This window comes from Pseudomonas sp. MWU12-2020, assembly GCF_023100605.1.
In the GTDB taxonomy this organism is placed as follows: Bacteria; Pseudomonadota; Gammaproteobacteria; order Pseudomonadales; family Pseudomonadaceae; genus Aquipseudomonas; species Aquipseudomonas fluorescens_H.
Genome location: NZ_JALMEX010000004.1, coordinates 125,537 through 141,370 on the forward strand (window position 1 = coordinate 125,537; position 15,834 = coordinate 141,370).

The 15,834-nt window shown below is 62.1% G+C and carries 16 protein-coding genes; 12 read left to right on the forward strand and 4 right to left on the reverse strand.

From position 1 onward, the window contains the following. Positions 1–87: 87 nt before the first annotated feature. The 4 genes from M0814_RS10895 to M0814_RS10910 all read left to right on the forward strand — a co-directional run bounded on the left by M0814_RS10895 (position 88) and on the right by M0814_RS10910 (position 4,505). On the forward strand, positions 88–735 hold the full coding sequence (locus M0814_RS10895) for a DUF1120 domain-containing protein (RefSeq protein ID WP_103483713.1): 648 nt from the start codon (positions 88–90) through the stop codon (positions 733–735). A 91-nt stretch (positions 736–826) separates the two neighbouring features. After that, a complete protein-coding gene (locus M0814_RS10900) occupies positions 827–1,540 on the forward strand; it encodes a fimbria/pilus chaperone family protein (protein ID WP_103483712.1) in 714 nt (237 codons plus the stop codon). Further along, the gene (locus tag M0814_RS10905; protein WP_103483711.1) at positions 1,540–3,966 is read left to right on the forward strand and encodes a fimbria/pilus outer membrane usher protein; all 2,427 of its coding nucleotides are present in this window, start codon (positions 1,540–1,542) and stop codon (positions 3,964–3,966) included. The genes M0814_RS10900 and M0814_RS10905 overlap by 1 nt, the downstream gene beginning before the upstream one ends. Before the next feature lie 14 nt (positions 3,967–3,980). Then, positions 3,981–4,505 (forward strand): hypothetical protein, encoded by a 525-nt coding sequence (locus M0814_RS10910; RefSeq protein WP_112997805.1) that lies wholly within the window; start codon positions 3,981–3,983, stop codon positions 4,503–4,505. Here M0814_RS10910 and M0814_RS10915 read toward each other — a convergent pair. Further along, a complete protein-coding gene (locus tag M0814_RS10915; protein WP_003229457.1) occupies positions 4,446–5,924 on the reverse strand; it encodes a PLP-dependent aminotransferase family protein in 1,479 nt (492 codons plus the stop codon). The two genes, M0814_RS10910 and M0814_RS10915, sit on opposite strands and share 60 nt — an antisense overlap. Positions 5,925–6,103: 179 nt before the next feature. Between M0814_RS10915 and M0814_RS10920 the strand changes: the two genes are divergently transcribed. Further along, positions 6,104–6,349: a DUF1127 domain-containing protein gene (locus M0814_RS10920; protein ID WP_003229454.1), complete on the forward strand. Its 246-nt coding sequence runs from the start codon at positions 6,104–6,106 to the stop codon at positions 6,347–6,349. 117 nt (positions 6,350–6,466) lie between these two features. Here M0814_RS10920 and M0814_RS10925 read toward each other — a convergent pair whose 3' ends face one another. Then, complete coding sequence (locus tag M0814_RS10925) at positions 6,467–7,777, reverse strand: FAD-binding oxidoreductase (RefSeq protein ID WP_103483709.1); 1,311 nt, start codon at positions 7,775–7,777, stop codon at positions 6,467–6,469. 147 nt (positions 7,778–7,924) lie between these two features. Here M0814_RS10925 and M0814_RS10930 point away from each other — a divergent pair, with 147 nt between their 5' ends. Next, the gene (locus M0814_RS10930) at positions 7,925–8,278 is read left to right on the forward strand and encodes a YkgJ family cysteine cluster protein (protein ID WP_103483708.1); all 354 of its coding nucleotides are present in this window, start codon (positions 7,925–7,927) and stop codon (positions 8,276–8,278) included. Positions 8,279–8,366: 88 nt separating this feature from the next. Here the strand turns inward: M0814_RS10930 and M0814_RS10935 are convergent, their stop codons facing one another. Further along, positions 8,367–8,855: an Lrp/AsnC ligand binding domain-containing protein gene (locus M0814_RS10935; protein ID WP_003177284.1), complete on the reverse strand. Its 489-nt coding sequence runs from the start codon at positions 8,853–8,855 to the stop codon at positions 8,367–8,369. A gap of 156 nt (positions 8,856–9,011) precedes the next feature. On the opposite strand from M0814_RS10935, the gene dadA reads away from it, so the two are divergent. From dadA to M0814_RS10965, 6 genes are all read left to right on the forward strand, one after another. Further along, entirely contained in the window at positions 9,012–10,316 is a 1,305-nt protein-coding gene (gene dadA / locus M0814_RS10940; protein WP_003229452.1) for a D-amino acid dehydrogenase, read from the forward strand. After that, positions 10,288–10,641, forward strand: coding sequence for a RidA family protein (locus tag M0814_RS10945; protein WP_003229450.1), 354 nt, complete (start codon positions 10,288–10,290; stop codon positions 10,639–10,641). The genes dadA and M0814_RS10945 overlap by 29 nt, the downstream gene beginning before the upstream one ends. Before the next feature lie 94 nt (positions 10,642–10,735). Next, the gene (alr, locus tag M0814_RS10950; protein WP_003229447.1) at positions 10,736–11,809 is read left to right on the forward strand and encodes an alanine racemase; all 1,074 of its coding nucleotides are present in this window, start codon (positions 10,736–10,738) and stop codon (positions 11,807–11,809) included. 88 nt (positions 11,810–11,897) lie between these two features. Continuing rightward, on the forward strand, positions 11,898–12,446 hold the full coding sequence (locus tag M0814_RS10955; RefSeq protein WP_003229444.1) for a cupin domain-containing protein: 549 nt from the start codon (positions 11,898–11,900) through the stop codon (positions 12,444–12,446). Between the two features lie 182 nt (positions 12,447–12,628). Further along, positions 12,629–13,045, forward strand: a complete 417-nt coding sequence (locus tag M0814_RS10960) for a c-type cytochrome (protein WP_103483707.1) — start codon at positions 12,629–12,631, stop codon at positions 13,043–13,045. Positions 13,046–13,180: 135 nt separating this feature from the next. Then, positions 13,181–15,103 carry an acetyl-CoA hydrolase/transferase C-terminal domain-containing protein gene (locus M0814_RS10965; RefSeq protein ID WP_103483706.1) on the forward strand — a complete coding sequence of 641 codons (1,923 nt, stop codon included), beginning with the start codon at positions 13,181–13,183 and terminating at the stop codon, positions 15,101–15,103. Between the two features lie 129 nt (positions 15,104–15,232). Here M0814_RS10965 and M0814_RS10970 read toward each other — a convergent pair whose 3' ends face one another. Beyond that, positions 15,233–15,805, reverse strand: a complete 573-nt coding sequence (locus tag M0814_RS10970) for a xanthine phosphoribosyltransferase (protein ID WP_007962388.1) — start codon at positions 15,803–15,805, stop codon at positions 15,233–15,235. Between the last annotated feature and the right edge of the window lie 29 nt (positions 15,806–15,834).

The window sequence follows — 15,834 nt, forward strand, 5'->3', positions numbered from 1 at the left end:
AAATCATCGCCCCCGGTATTCACGGCCCCGGTGAAAGCGATGCCCTGAATACCTGCCATTTATAAATAGCCGAACAAGTAGGGACTGATGAAAAAAACAACATGGATGGCGGCCATCGCGGCCGCGGTATTGCCGACGCTGGCCGCTGCCGAGAGCGTGGATCTGAACGTGATCGGAACCATTATTCCGACCTCGTGCATCCCGGCATTTGCCGGTGGTGGCACCGTCGATCTGCGCAAGATTTCGGCGGCCACACTGAACAAGACCACGCAGACGCTGCTGCCGGCTCACGATATTTCGCTGCACATCAATTGCGATGCGCCGGCGCCGGTGGAGGTGTCGGTCAGAGACAATCGTGCGGCAACCAAATTGCCGGGCATCAACGATGGCGCCGGTAACAGCGATCCGGCCTTGTTTTACGGGCTAGGCGAAATCGGCGGCATCCGTATCGGCGGCTTCGCTCTGCGCCACGGGCGTCCGGAAGCCGACGGTATCCAGCAGACCCTGATGACCCGCACCCTGGCGGCGCCGGCGTGGCAATTGCCTTCCTCGCCGCTGGTGAGCAATGCCCCGGCGCTGTACTCCTGGGGTACCGTGGCAGCCGGCCCGGTCGCGGCGCGCCATCACGGGTTTCCGATGAGCCTGTTGCCGATCATTGGCCCGAGTAACGCGCTGCCGATCGCCAGCGAGATCCCGCTCGATGGCTCGGTCACCTTCGACATGTACTACCTCTGATCGACAGAGCCCGGCCGTTGCCGGGTTCTTTCAGGTTCATTCGGCGCGTCCTTAGACGGGGGCGCTGAAACTTTCCAGCGGAACAATTCCGATGCCGATTTCAATGTGCCGTCCTGGCTTCAGGGCGCTGCCACTGTGCCTGCTCGCCGTGATTTTGATGCCCAGCGCCCACGCTGCCGGAATGGTGCCGCAAACACCTGTGCTGGTGGTGGATGAAGGTCTCGGTGAGGCGACGATGAATGTCCGAAATACCGAGTCCCGTCCGGCCCTGCTGCACACCACGGTGGTAAACATCGAGCCGCATGATCAAACGCAGTTGCTGTTCAGCCCGTCGGTAACCCGTGTCGAGGCCGGGGCGGTGCAGCAAGTGCGGTTCATTTTGCAGAGCGCCGAACCGTTGCAGACCGAGCGTCTGAAGCGGGTGATTTTTGAAGGGATCAATCCTGTGGCAAGTGCTGACGGCGCCCGGGTCAATCTGGGCGTGCGGCAAAACCTGCCGGTGATCCTGCGCCCCGCCGGCCTGCCGGTGGAGCGCGAGCCATGGCATCGCCTGAGCTGGTCGGCCACTGCTGAGGGCTTGCTGGTCAGTAATCCCAGTCCTTACGTCGTTCGGCTGGCGAAGGCGATTGTTCCGCTGCCGGGCACACAGGCGGTGGATCTGCCGCGCACCTGGATCCTGCCTGGCGAGCGCCTGTCTGTCGCGTTGCCCTTGAGTTTGACGGTGCGGACCATGGGCGTGCGAATTTTTCCGGCCACCACCTATGGCTTTGCGGTCGATCACTTCGATGCTCCGGTAACGCACTGATGCGCAGGCCTGCCCGTCGGGGACTGGCGCTGGTGATGGTTCAGGGCGCAGGCGCAGCGCTGGCCGGCGAGGTGGTGGAGTTCGATGCGCAGCTGCTTCGCGAGCGCGGACTCGACCCCGCATTGGCTGCGTACTTTCGCCAGGCACCGCGTTTCTCCCAGGGCACGCGCCTGGTAGCACTGGAGGTCAATGGACAGCCTCGCGGCCGCGTGTTCGTGACGTTCGATGCCGAGGGCGAGCCGTGCCTGCAACCGGCCTTGCTCAAGGCTGCCGGCGTGCGCTCGCAAACCTCTGCGGCGTCGGCAGACCGACAGCCGTGCCTGACACTGCGCGAAGGTCTGCCCTCGGCCATCATTGAGTTGCATCCCGGCCAGGAACAGATCGACCTGCTGTTGCCGACCGACCTGCTGGCGTTGCCGGAGTTTCAATCGCGCAGCTTCGCTAATGGGGGTGTGGGCGGTGTGTTTAACTACGATGCGTTGCTGATGGGCAGCCGGCACGAGGGACAGCGCAGCGACTTTCGCAGCCTGGGCTCGGAGATTGGCTTGAATGCCGGCGACTGGATCCTGCGTAGCCGGCAGTCCTACACGCAACTTCCGGACAGTACGCGTTTCGAGCATCTGTATGCCTATGGCATGCACACCCTGGAAGACGACGAAGCCAGCGTGCAGATCGGCCAGTTGAATCTGCAGTCGCCCCTGTTTGCCGGCGATTCGTTCAGCGGCGTGCAGATCCTGCCGGAAGACGCGTTCGCGCAAATGCGTGCGGCACAACAGGGTGCGCGTGGTGAGGTCGAGGGCATCGCCTGGTCGCCATCGCGGATCGAAGTCCGGCAGAACGGCGTGCCGATCTACACCACGCGAGTTCCTGCCGGGCCGTTCACCCTGCGCGCGCTGCCGCTGTTGAGCAACCAGCTTGACCTTGAGGTGAGCGTGCACGAGCAAGAAGGGCAGGTGCGGCGCTTTCGCGTCCCGGCCGCCAGCCTGCAGGATGCCCGGTTCGACCGGGCCGACACATTCAATCTGGCGCTGGGCACTGTGCGACGCCAGGGCTCGGATGATCGTCGGGCGCCGTCGTTCGCCACCCTTGGCAAGGAATGGAGCCTGTCGCGAGCGCTGCGCATGAGTGGCGGTGTACTCGGTGGTTCGGACTACCTGTCGGCGGGGTGGGGGCTGCAGCGGCAATGGCCGGGTAATCTGACCACCGGTGTGCGCCAGCTGCTGTCCAGCGACCGGGCTACAGGCGTTGCGGGTCATCAGGTGCAAATGACCGTGAATGCCGTGCTGGCGCCGAGCCTGTCCACCAGCGTGGTCGCTGTGCGTCGTGGCCAGGGCTTTCGTACGCTGTCGGACACTGGCTGGAACTCGCAGCAGGGCCGGGCCGAATTGCCCGGGCGCGAGCACTGGACGTTTGCCCTCAACGGTTCCGTCGAACGCTGGGGCGCGTTCGGCATGACCTGGTCGCGTTACACCAGCTTGGATCAGCCGCCGCATATGCGCCTGGGGCTGTCGTGGTCGCAGACGCTGCCCGCGCGGATCAGTCTGTCATTGAGCCTGGAACGGGGAATCGGCGATGCCGACGTGGGGCGCCGGGGCACCTCGGCTTACCTGACGGCGGCGATGCCATTGGGCGAACAGCGCCGGGTTCGCAGCTACCTGCGCAGCGATCCACGATCCGGGGTGCGCAGTGGCGTGTCGATGAGCGAAGTGCTCAGTGAAACCCTGGCCTACAGCGCCAGTGCCGAACACCCTGAAGACGCGGCGCCGTCGCTGGGATTGCGGGTCAACGCTCTGGCGCGTTACACCCGTCTGGACTTCGGTATCAGCCAGCGGGACGAAGCGAGCGAATTCGATGTGGGCCTGCGTGGCGGCATGGCACTGCATCGCGATGGCGTCACGCTGTCGCCCTATCCGCTGCGCGAGACCTTTGGCGTGCTCAAGGCCGGCGATCGTGCGGGTCTGAAGTTGTCCACGCCGCAAGGTCCGGTGTGGACGGACGGAGCGGGCCGGGCTGTGGCGAGTCTGCCGGCGTATTCGACCGCCCGGTTGGAAGTCGACCCGTTGAGCCTGCCGCGCAACGTCGAGGTGCTCGACGGTTATCAAGAAGTGGAAGCCGGGCGCGGGTCGGTGCAGCACCTGGAGTTCTCCATCACCCGCGTGCGGCGCGTGCTGTTGAAGGCCAGGACGGTTGATCGGCAATGGCTGCCCAGTGGCCTGGCCGTACAGGACGGGCAAGGTGAATACCTGACCACGGTGCTTGAGGCCGGGACGATCTTTGTGCCGGACATCAAGCCTGGGCAACCGTTGCGGGTGCAGCTATCGGACACCACGCACTGCGAGCTGCAATTCACCCTGGCCGAATCGCCTGACGAGCACGCACTGATCGAGCCTGTCGAAGCGCTCTGTCAGCCTTTGAGCAATACATGACTGAGGTTTTTCCCATGCAACGATGGATTATCCAGATCATGCTGGCATGGCTGTTGTCCGCATCCGCCATGGCCAGTGCGAGCTGCCAGATGACGCTGTCGCCGGGCGCTGTGGACTATGGCGTCCTGACGAGGGCGCAACTGCTGGCGCGGCCATCGAGTGGCGACGACGGCAGCTTCGGGGTGCGCAGGGTTCATCTGCGGATTCAATGTCCGGATGTGCGCTCGATCAGTTGGTCCTTTGCTGCCCCGAGCAGCGATGCGCTGCATTATCGCTGGGCACCGGGACGGTTGCAGGTACGCATAGTGACGGTGCGTCTGGACGGCGCGCCGGTGCAGTGGCAGCGCGAGGGAGAGCGGGCGGGCGCGGCGGATTTGCTGCAGCCTGGCGATCGCATCGTGAGCTGGCGCGCGGGCAGCATCGCCACCGGTCGTCATCTCGACGTGGAGCTGGACATCGAGGCCCGCGTCAGCGATGCCTCAAGCCGTGTCGCCGACCTTCGTCGCTTCGACGGGCACGGTACGTTTCGGCTCGAATGACTCGGTTTCGGCCAGCAGTCTGCTCGCCGCTGCGCCGACCTTGCGCACCGCCTCTTCGATCTGCGGTGTCGGTTTGGCCGCGTAGTTCATTCGCAGGCAATTGCGGTATTTGCCCGAGGCGGAAAAGATGCTGCCGACGGCGATCTGTACGCCTTGATCGAGCAGCGCACGATTGAGTTTCAGCGTATCGAAACCCTCGGGTAGTTCGACCCAGAGCATGAAGCTGCCCTGCGGGCGACTGGCGCGGGTGCCGGCGGGAAAGTAGCGAGTGACCCAGTCGATCATCGCGTCGCGATTGCGCTGGTATTGCGTGCGCATCCGCCGCAAGTGCGGTTCGAAATGGCCGCCCTTGAGAAATTCGGCGATGGCGATCTGCGGCTGCGGTGCGGTGGAGCCGGTGCTGATGTATTTCATGTGCAGCACCCGTTCCAGATAACGACCCGGTGCCACCCAACCGATGCGCAGGCCTGGGGCCAAGGTCTTGGAAAACGAGCTGCACAGCAGCACTCGACCATCTTCGTCGAAGGACTTAATCGTGCGTGGACGCGGGTAGGTGTAGGCCAGCTCGCCATACACATCGTCCTCGATGATCGCCACGTCGAAACGCTGTGCCAGGTTGAGCAGGGCGCGCTTGCGCGACTCCGGCATGATGTAGCCCAGCGGGTTGTTGCAGTTGGGGGTGATCTGGATGACCTTGATCGGCCACTGCTCCAGCGCCAGTTCCAGCGCTTCGAGGCTGATACCGGTGAGCGGATCGGTGGGGATTTCCAGGGCTTTCATGCCCAGGCCTTTGAGCGTTTGCATGGCGCCGTGGAAGCTCGGCGAATCCACCGCGACGATGTCGCCCGGTTCGCAGATTGCGTGGATGCTGGTGGACAGCGCTTCGTGGCAACCGGTGGTGATCACCAGGTCGCTGGCGCTCAACTGGCAGCCGGAGTCGAGCATCAATCGAGCGATCTGTTCGCGCAGTTCGAGGGTGCCGTGAATGTTGTCGTAATACAGACCGGGCATGTCCTGCCGGCGGCTGATCCGCGCCAGTCCGCGCAGCAGCGGTTTCATGGTGGGCGTGGTCACGTCGGGCATGCCGCGCCCCAGTTGCACCACGTCCTTGCGTGGCACTGCGCGAATCAGCTCCAGCACCTGATCCCACTGCGAAATCTCCACCGGCCGCTGCGCGGGACGCCCGACCGCAGGCAGTTCCGGCAGCTCGCGCCCGACTGGCACAAAGTAGCCGGACTTGGGTTTCGGTGTGGCCAGGCCGCTGTCTTCGAGCATGCGATAGGCCTGCTGCACCGTGCTGAGGCTGACCCCATGTTCTACGCTCAAGGCGCGCACCGAAGGCAGGCGATCGCCAGGACGGTAGAAGCCTTGTTCGATGCGGGTGCCGAGCAGCTCGGCGAGGTTCACATACAGGGTCATGGCACTGCCTCGATGCAGGTGATTCAATAAACCAGTACAGATGCGGCAAAAATCGGTGATTCAGTCTCAGGAATGGCAAATCTGTATGGAGTTAATACAGAAGTGTTGAATCTGTAATGCTTTTGCCGACCCGCGCATCATGGAATCTCTGGCTACCCAAGTAAACAGGAGCGACAAAAATGAACGGCTTGAGCGATGTGCGGCTGACGTTACACAGTCAGGAACTGGAGGCAGGGCAGGAGGACAGTGCATGGAATACCGCCATGCGCAACGCGCCGTCCGGCCTGAGTCGCTGGGGCCTGTTCTGGCATCGTCTGCACACGCGCAAGGCGCTGTTGAACCTGACGCCGGAGCAGCTCAAGGATGTCGGGTTGACCCGGGAGCAGGCGCATGAAGAGGGGTTGAAGCCGTTCTGGCGGATCTGAAGGATGTGGTGCTGTTTCTGACCCCATCGCGAGCAGGCTCACTCCTACAGGGGAATACGTTCCTACTGTAGGAGTGAGCCTGCTCGCGATGAGGGCATTAAGGCTGGTGCAAAAACCTCAGACCAGCTCTTTGAGCCGATGCCACAACATCCCCAGCGCCAGCAACGGCGAACGCAAGTGCTTGCCGCCAGGGAAGGTGATGTGCGGCACCTTGGCAAACAGGTCGAAGCCACCGCTGTGCTGCCCGCTGATCGCCTCAGCGAGCAATTTGCCCGCCAGGTGCGTGGCATTCACCCCATGCCCGGAATAGGCCTGGGCGTAATACACGTTCGGCTGATCATTGAGCCTGCCGATCTGTGGCAGTCGATTGGCGCCGATGCCGATCATTCCGCCCCATTGATAGTCGATCTTCACGCCTGCCAGTTGCGGGAACACTTCGAGCATCTTCGGCTGCATGTACGCGCCGATGTCTTTCGGATCGCGCCCGGAATAATGGCAGGCGCCGCCGAACAACAAGCGTCGATCCGCCGAGAGTCGGTAGTAATCCAGCGCCACGCGCTGGTCGCAGACCGCCATGTTTTGCGGCAGCAGGCTGTGCGCCAGTTCTGCGGACAGGGGTTCGGTCGCAATGATGTAACTGCCGGCGGGCAGTACTTTGCCGCTGAGTTGTGGATTGAGGTCGTTGAGGTAAGCGTTGCAGCCCAGCACCAGGGTTTTCGCCCTCACTGAACCTTGAGCGGTGTGTACGCGAACCTCGGGGCCGTAGTCGATGCGGGTGACCGCCGATTGCTCGAACAGTTTGACGCCCAGTTGCTGCGCGGCAGCGGCTTCGCCCAGTGCCAGATTCAGCGGGTGCAAGTGCCCGGAACCCATGTCGATCAAGCCGCCGACATAACGCTTGGAGCCAACCACGGTGTGCATTTCATCGGCTTGCAGCAGACGGGTTTCATAGCGATAGCCGAGGCTGCGCAGCTCTTCGGCGTCTTCGGCAAAGCCTTCGAGGTCGGCAGGCTTGTTGGCAAGGTCGCAGTAGCCCCAAGTCAGGTCGCACGGGATCTGGAAACGTTCGACGCGCTGACGGACGATTTCCACCGCTTCCAGGCCCATCAGTTTCATCTGGCGTACGCCGTCGGCGCCGATGACATTAGTGAACTGGTCGAGCCCGTGGCCGACCCCGCGAATCAACTGCCCACCGTTGCGACCACTGGCGCCCCAACCGATCCGATGCGCTTCCAGCAACACTACGCTGAGACCGCGTTCGACCAGTTCCAGCGCGGTGTTCAACCCCGAGAAGCCACCGCCAACCACGCACACGTCGGCAATCACTTCGCCTTGCAGCACCGGATGGTCAGGCTGCGGCAGGCTGCTGGCGGCGTAGTAAGAGGCAACGTGGGGTTGGCTCGCGAAGGTTCGGGCGCGGGCATTCATGGGCATCATCCAACGGCTGGGTGTCGAGAAAATTTGACGGAGCATAAGCCGCACGGCCGAAGACGGGCAACACTGGTCGGCCGTTGCTGTCTGGATCACGGCTTTTGCGGCACAATTGCCGCCTATTTCATGTGGGTTACTGTTTCGATGAGCTGCAACAGCCAGAAAATCCGCACCCTGCGTCAGCAGATCCCCTCGTTCGAGTGCGTGCCCGGTTGCCACGATTGCTGCGGGCCAGTGATCACTTCACCGGAAGAAATGGCCCGCCTGCCGCGCAAGACCCGCGCCGAGCAGGATGCGGCGATGGACGAGCTGAACTGTGTGCACCTGGGGCCGAATGGCTGCACGGTGTATGAGGAGCGGCCGCTGATTTGCCGGTTGTTCGGGACGACGAAGACGTTGCCGTGCCCGAACGGGCGGGGGCCAGTGGAGTTGATTCACCCGCGCGTAGAAAAGCAGATCTTCGAGTACATGGCTTCGAATCGGCAGGTGCTGGTCTGAAAAGATCGCAGCCTTCGGCAGCTCCTACAGGAGAACGCATTTCCATGTAGGAGCTGCCGAAGGCTGCGATCTTTTGATCTTCCAAATCTCAGTCTGGAATCGGCAGGCTCAGGCTCTCTTTCACCTCTTCCATCACGATATAGCTTTTGGACTCACGCACATGCGGCAGTTTCAACAGAATGTCGCCCAGCAGTTTGCGGTACGAGGCCATCTCGGAAATCCGCGCCTTCACCAGATAGTCGAAATCCCCTGACACCAAGTGGCACTCCAGTACGTGCGGCAATTTCAGCACCGCGCGGCGGAACTCTTCGAACGTGTCGCCGGATTTGTAGTCGAGGCTGATCTCGACGAACACCAGCAGGCTACCCTTCAAGTGCTGCGGATTCAGGCGGGCGTTGTATCCCATGATGATCCCCTCGCGCTCCAGCCGCCGCACCCGCTCGGTACACGGCGTGGTGGACAGCCCGACCTTTTCCCCGAGTTCGGTAAACGATATGCGCCCGTCCGCCTGCAGGATCCGCAAGATGTTGCGATCGATCTTGTCCAGCTCACGTTTGGTCTGAGTGTTGGTACGCATAGGGGATGCGCCTCCGTGAAAAGGGTTTTTGCCGAGAATTGTCGCCAAATATAGGCGCTTATATAGTGAAATGCACTGGCCATTCTTTTTTACACTGCGCGCATCATTGCTCTAACAACAGACGTACGCGGCCCTGCCGCGATGAGGGATACAAAAATGCGCGTAATGGTCTTGGGTAGCGGCGTCATCGGTACCGCCAGTGCTTACTATCTGGCCCGTGCCGGGTTTGAAGTGGTGGTGGTCGACCGGCAGCCAGCCGTGGCCATGGAGACCAGTTTCGCCAACGCCGGCCAGGTGTCCCCGGGCTACGCCTCGCCGTGGGCCGCGCCGGGCGTGCCGCTCAAGGCCATCAAGTGGCTGCTGCAGCGCCACGCGCCGCTGGCGATCAAGGCCACTGCCGACATCGACCAGTACCTGTGGATGGCGCAGATGCTGCGCAACTGCACCGCCAACCGTTACGCGGTGAACAAGGAGCGCATGGTGCGTCTGTCCGAGTACAGCCGCGACTGCCTCGACGAACTGCGCGCCGAAACCGGCATTGCCTACGAAGGCCGCAGCCTCGGCACCACCCAGCTGTTCCGCACTCAGGCACAGCTCGATGGCGCCGCCAAGGACATCGCCGTCCTGAAAGAATCCGGCGTGCCGTTTGAAGTCCTCGACCGCGCCGGCATTGCCCGCGTCGAGCCGGCACTGGCCAACGTCACCGACATCCTCGCCGGCGCCCTGCGTCTGCCGAACGACCAGACCGGCGACTGCCAGATGTTCACCACGCGCCTGGCGGAAATGGCGGTGAAACTCGGGGTGGAATTCCGCTTCGGCCAGGACATCCAGCGCCTCGACTACGCCGGTGACCGCATCAACGGCGTGTGGATCGACGGCAAGCTGGAAACCGCCGACCGCTACGTGCTGGCCCTCGGCAGCTACTCGCCGCAATTGCTCAAGCCGCTGGGCATCAAGGCGCCGGTGTATCCGCTCAAGGGTTATTCGCTGACCGTGCCGATCACCAACCCGGCCATGGCCCCGACCTCGACCATTCTCGATGAGACCTACAAGGTCGCGATCACCCGTTTCGACAACCGCATCCGCGTCGGCGGCATGGCCGAGATCGCCGGTTTTGACCTGTCGCTGAACCCGCGTCGGCGCGAAACCCTGGAGATGATCGTCAACGACCTTTATCCTCAGGGCGGCAATCTGGCCGAGGCGAGCTTCTGGACCGGTCTGCGTCCGACCACGCCGGACGGCACGCCGATCGTTGGCGCCACGCCGTTCAAGAACCTGTTCCTCAACACCGGTCACGGCACCCTGGGTTGGACCATGGCGTGCGGTTCCGGTCGTTTGCTGGCCGATCTGATGGCGAAGAAAAAACCGCAGATCAGCGCCGAAGGCCTCGATATTTCCCGTTACGGCAACAAGCCTCAGGAGTCCGCAAAACATGGCAATCCAGCGCCAGCTCACCAATGAGCGCATGAGTCAGATCGTCAGCCACAACGGTACGGTGTATCTGGCCGGACAGGTCGGCGACGACTTCAACGCCGGGATTGAACAACAAACCCGCGAAGTCCTGGCCAATATCGAGCGTCTGCTCGATCTGGCCGGGACTGACAAGCAGCATTTGCTGTCGGCGACGATCTACCTGAACGACATCGAGGCGCACTTCGCCGGGATGAATTCGGTGTGGGATCAGTGGTTGCCTAAAGGCGCCGCGCCGGCCCGTGCCACCGTCGAAGCGAAGATGGCCAAGCCGAGCATCCTGGTCGAGATTTCCATCGTCGCCGCGTTGCCGTAATCGTTTCAAAGATCCCTCTCCCGGCGCTGTTGGCGGTTCACGCCGTCAGCCAGCGCCGGTTTTTCTTCCCATGACCGCCAAGAAGTCTGCTGCCATGCGTCCTGCCCGTGCCCTGATCGACCTTCAAGCCCTGCGTCACAACTACCGAATTGCCCGCGAAGTCACCGGCGCCAAGGCGCTGGCGGTGATCAAGGCGGATGCCTACGGTCACGGTGCGGTGCGTTGCGCCCAGGCGCTGGAAGCCGAGGCCGACGGGTTTGCCGTCGCCTGCATCGAAGAAGCGCTGGAGTTGCGCGCGGCCGGCATCAAGGCCCCGGTGCTGCTGCTCGAAGGCATCTTCGAAGCCGATGAACTGGCGCTGATCGTCGAGCATGATTTCTGGACCGTGGTGCATTCGCTGTGGCAGCTCGAAGCCATCGAGCAGGCTGCCCTGAGCAAACCGATCACCGTGTGGCTCAAGCTCGATTCCGGCATGCACCGCGTCGGCCTGCATCCGAAGGATTACGCGGCCGCCTACCAGCGCCTGCTGGCCAGCGGCAAAGTGGCGAAGATCGTGCTGATGAGCCACTTCGCCCGCGCCGATGAACTGCATGAGCAAAGCAGCGCCGATCAGGTTGCGGTGTTCGAGGCGGCGCGTCAGGGCCTCGCCGCCGAGGTCAGCCTGCGCAACTCGCCGGCCGTGCTCGGTTGGCCGCAGATCCACAGCGACTGGGTGCGTCCGGGCATCATGCTCTACGGTGCCACACCGTTCGAAGAAGCCAACGCCGTAGCCGAGCGCCTGCAACCGGTGATGACCCTCGAATCGAAAGTCATCTGCGTGCGCGAATTGCCCGCCGGCGAGCCGATCGGCTATGGCGCCAAATTCATCACCGACAAACCGATGCGCATCGGCGTGGTAGCCATGGGCTATGCCGATGGCTACCCGCGTCAGGCACCGACGGGCACTCCGGTGCTGGTGGCCGGCAAACGCAGCCGGATTCTTGGCCGTGTGTCGATGGATATGCTGTGCATCGACCTTACCGATGTGCCGGAAGCCGACCTCGGTTCGACCGTCGAGCTGTGGGGCAAGAACATCCTCGCCAGCGAAGTGGCGCAGTGGGCGGACACCATTCCGTATCAGATCTTCTGCAACCTGCGTCGCGTGCCAAGGCTCTATTCCGAGGGTTGACGCCGCTGCGGGGGCCAAGTGTTGTAAATACTGAACGCTGTCGCCATGATAACGCTCAATATTCTTACAACATCAGGAGGCTCCCGCCTTGGACGTCGGTGAACGACTGCAATCGATCCGCAAGCTCAAAGGGCTTTCCCAGCGTGAACTCGCCAAGCGCGCGGGCGTCACCAACAGCACCATTTCGATGATCGAAAAGAACAGCGTCAGCCCTTCGATCAGTTCGCTGAGGAAGGTTCTGGGCGGGATTCCCATGTCCATGGTCGAGTTCTTTTCCGAAGAAATCCTGCAGGAAAAACCGACCCAGATCGTCTACAAGGCCAACGAGCTGATCGACATTTCCGACGGCGCCGTGACCATGAAACTGGTCGGCCGCGCACACCCGAGCCGGGCCATCGCGTTCCTCAACGAAATCTACCCGCCGGGCGCCGATACCGGCGAAGAAATGCTCACCCATGAAGGCGAGGAAACCGGGATTCTGGTGGAAGGTCGTCTGGAATTGGTGGTGGGCCTGGAAACTTTTATTCTCGAAGCCGGCGACAGCTACTATTTTGAAAGTACCAAGCCGCATCGCTTCCGGAATCCGTTCGACGCGCCTGCGCGACTAATCAGCGCAGCCACGCCGGCAAATTTTTAACGATAGAGGCGCCAAGCCATGACGGCGAAGGCATCCGCAGAGTTTTTCCACCGCGCGGTATAACCCCTTCGACTATGGGGTTGTTTCAGTGTGGCGGGCTACCCGCTATACTTGCGCCCGCCTGCGAACCGTGGCCGCAGGCGTGAATAGCCACCATTGAGGGTGAACGCGTGAATCTAATTATGAAAATGCTGGCCGCACCAGCAACCGTACTGGCCCTCTGGGCTGTCAGCGCTCAAGCTGCGACGAATGACGACATTGCCAAGCGCCTCGAGCCGGTCGGCCAGGTGTGCGTTCAGGGGCAGGAATGCAAAGGAATGGAAGTCGCTGCCTCCGCTGGCGGCGGCGGTGGTGCGAAGACGCCGGACGAAGTGATTGCAAAACATTGCAACGCTTGCCACGGTACCGGCCTGCTGGGTTCGCCGAAAATCGGTGATGCCGCAGACTGGGGCAAACGTGCCAAAGAGCAAGGCGGGATTGACGGTTTGTTGGCCAAAGCCATCACCGGGATCAATTCCATGCCGCCAAAAGGCACCTGCGCCGATTGCTCGGACGACGAGCTCAAGGGCGCGATCGAGAAAATGTCCGGCCTGAAATAAGCCGCGCCTCTGACGAAAAAAACCGTCTTCGGACGGTTTTTTTGTGCCTGCGATTCACGGCTTTCGCTGTCCTTTGCAGCAAAGTCGAGGCAAGCTCGGTCTACCCCTATTCACGGAACGGGCAGGAGGCTTCAGATGGTGCAGTTGTGTTCGATCGAACAGGCAGTGGACGATGTGCTTGCACGCTTGCCGGCGCACATCCACATGGGCATGCCGCTGGGGCTGGGCAAGCCCAATCACTTCGTCAACGCGCTGTACCGGCGGATCAAGGACTTGCCCGAGCGGCAACTGACGATCTATACCGCGCTGTGCCTCGGTCGCCCGACGCTGGGTGATGGTCTGCAGAAGCGCTTCATCGAACCCTTCGTCGAGCGTGTATTCGGCGACTACCCCGAATTCGATTTCCTTGCCGACCTGCACCGCGACAGCCTGCCCGCGAATATCCGCATCGAACAGTTTTTCATGCAGCCCGGCAGCCTGCTCAACAGCCCGCCGGCCCAGCAGGATTACGTCAGCAGCAACTACAGCCATGCCGCCCGCGACATCAATGCTGCCGGCCTCAATCTGGTGGCGCAATTGCTCGCCAGCAGCAGCGAACATCCCGATCGCCTGAGCCTGAGCTGCAACCCGGACATCACCCTCGACCTGTTGCCGATGATCGCCAAGCGCCGCGCCGCCGGGGAGACCATTCTGCTGGTCGGCCAGGTGCACACCGATCTGCCGTACATGCCCGGTGATGCCGAAGTCGATATCGACACCTTCGACCTGCTGATCGACGCGAAGGACAGCAGCACGCTGTTTTCCACGCCGAACATGCCGGTGGGCTTTCAGGATCATTTCATCGGCTTGCACGCCAGCACTCTGGTGCGCGATGGCGGCACCTTGCAGATCGGCATCGGTTCGATGGGCGACGCGCTCACGGCCGCATTGCTCGCGCGGCAGGCAGACAACGCCGGTTACCAAGCCTTGCTCAACGACATCAATCTCAGCCAGTGGGCACAGTTGATCGAGCGCGAGGGCGGTACCGCGCCATTCGCCAAAGGCCTGTATGGCTGCAGCGAAATGTTCGTCAACGGCCTGCTGGTGCTGGCCGATGCCGGGATCATCCGGCGCAAGGTCTACCCCGACGTGCAGACGCAGCAACAGGCCAACGCCGGCACCCTCGATGAAGCGGCGCAGACCGATGGCATCTCGGTTCACGGCGGCTTCTTCCTCGGCCCACGCAGTTTCTACGAGCGCCTGCGCGAATTGCCGTTGAGCAAGCGCCTCGAATTCAACATGACCCGTATCAGCTACATCAACGAGCTGTACGGGCAGGAAGAATTGAAGCGCTTGCAACGGCTTGATGCACGGTTCATCAACACCGTGTTCACCATGACGCTGATGGGCGCGGGCGTGGCCGATCAACTGGAAGACGGGCGGGTGCTCAGCGGCGTCGGCGGGCAATACAACTTCGTCGCCCAGGGCCATGCGCTGCACGATGCGCGTTCGATTCTGATCCTGCGCAGTTGGCGTGAGTCCGGCGGCGAGGTCAGTTCGAACATCGTCTGGGAATACGGGCATTGCACGATTCCACGGCACCTGCGCGACATCGTGGTCACCGAGTACGGCATCGCCGACCTGCGCGGCAAGACTGACGCGGTGGTGATCGAGTCGTTGCTGAACATCAGCGATTCACGCTTCCAGCCAGAACTGATCGAGCAGGCGCAGAAGGTCGGCAAGCTGCCGCAGGATTTCCGTCTCGATCCGCGTTTCGCCGATAACACCCCGCAACGCTTGCAGGCAATTGCCGCGAAGCATCCGAATCTGTTTCCGGAATATCCGCTGGGCTGTGATTTCACCGCCATTGAGCGGGATTTGCTGCGGGCGCTGAACTGGCTGAAGAGCAAGTTCAAGCTGAGCGAGATATTGGAGCTGGGCAAGGCCGCGCTGGATGCGCCGGAGGCTTCGACGTTCCCCGAACACCTTGAACGTATGCAACTGGCCCACCCGGAAGGCCTGAAAGAAGACATTTTCCAGCGCCTGCTGCTCACTGGCCTGAAGGCTACCGCGCAATAACTGCCTGACCCAAAACCAACTGTGGGAGCGGGCTTGCTCGCGAAGGCGGTGTGTCAGTCAAAGAATAGCTCGACTGACACGACGCCTTCGCGAGCAAGCCCGCTCCCACAGGGGGTAATGCGGTGTGGCTTATTCGATGAAGGTAACGACGCCATCCTTCAGCGATTTCACGCGAGCCAGCGATTCAACGCGGTAGCCCTGCGAATCCAGTTCGGCCCGCCCGCCCTGGAACGACTTCTCGATCACGATGCCCAGACCGGCAACGGTGGCGCCAGCCTGCTTGATGATCGAGATCAACGCCTGCGAGGCTTTACCGTTGGCCAGGAAGTCGTCGATGATCAGCACGCGGTCGCTGCTGGTCAGGTGCCGTGGCGAGATGGCCACCGTGCTTTCGGTCTTTTTGGTGAACGAATAAACGGTCGCCGACAGCAGGTTTTCTGTCAGGGTCAGGGACTGTTGCTTGCGGGCGAAGATCACCGGCACGCCCAGGTTCAGACCGGTCATGATCGCCGGGGCAATGCCCGAGGCTTCGATGGTGACGATCTTGGTGATGCCCGAATCCTTGAACAGCGTGGCGAATTCGTCGCCGATCAGCTTCATCAGGGCCGGGTCGATCTGGTGGTTCAGAAAGGCGTCGACTTTCAGGACCTGGTCGGAAAGCACGATGCCTTGTTCGCGGATTTTCTGCTGCAATGCTTCCATGAAGCTGTCCTCGTTCAGCGCCTGTGCGC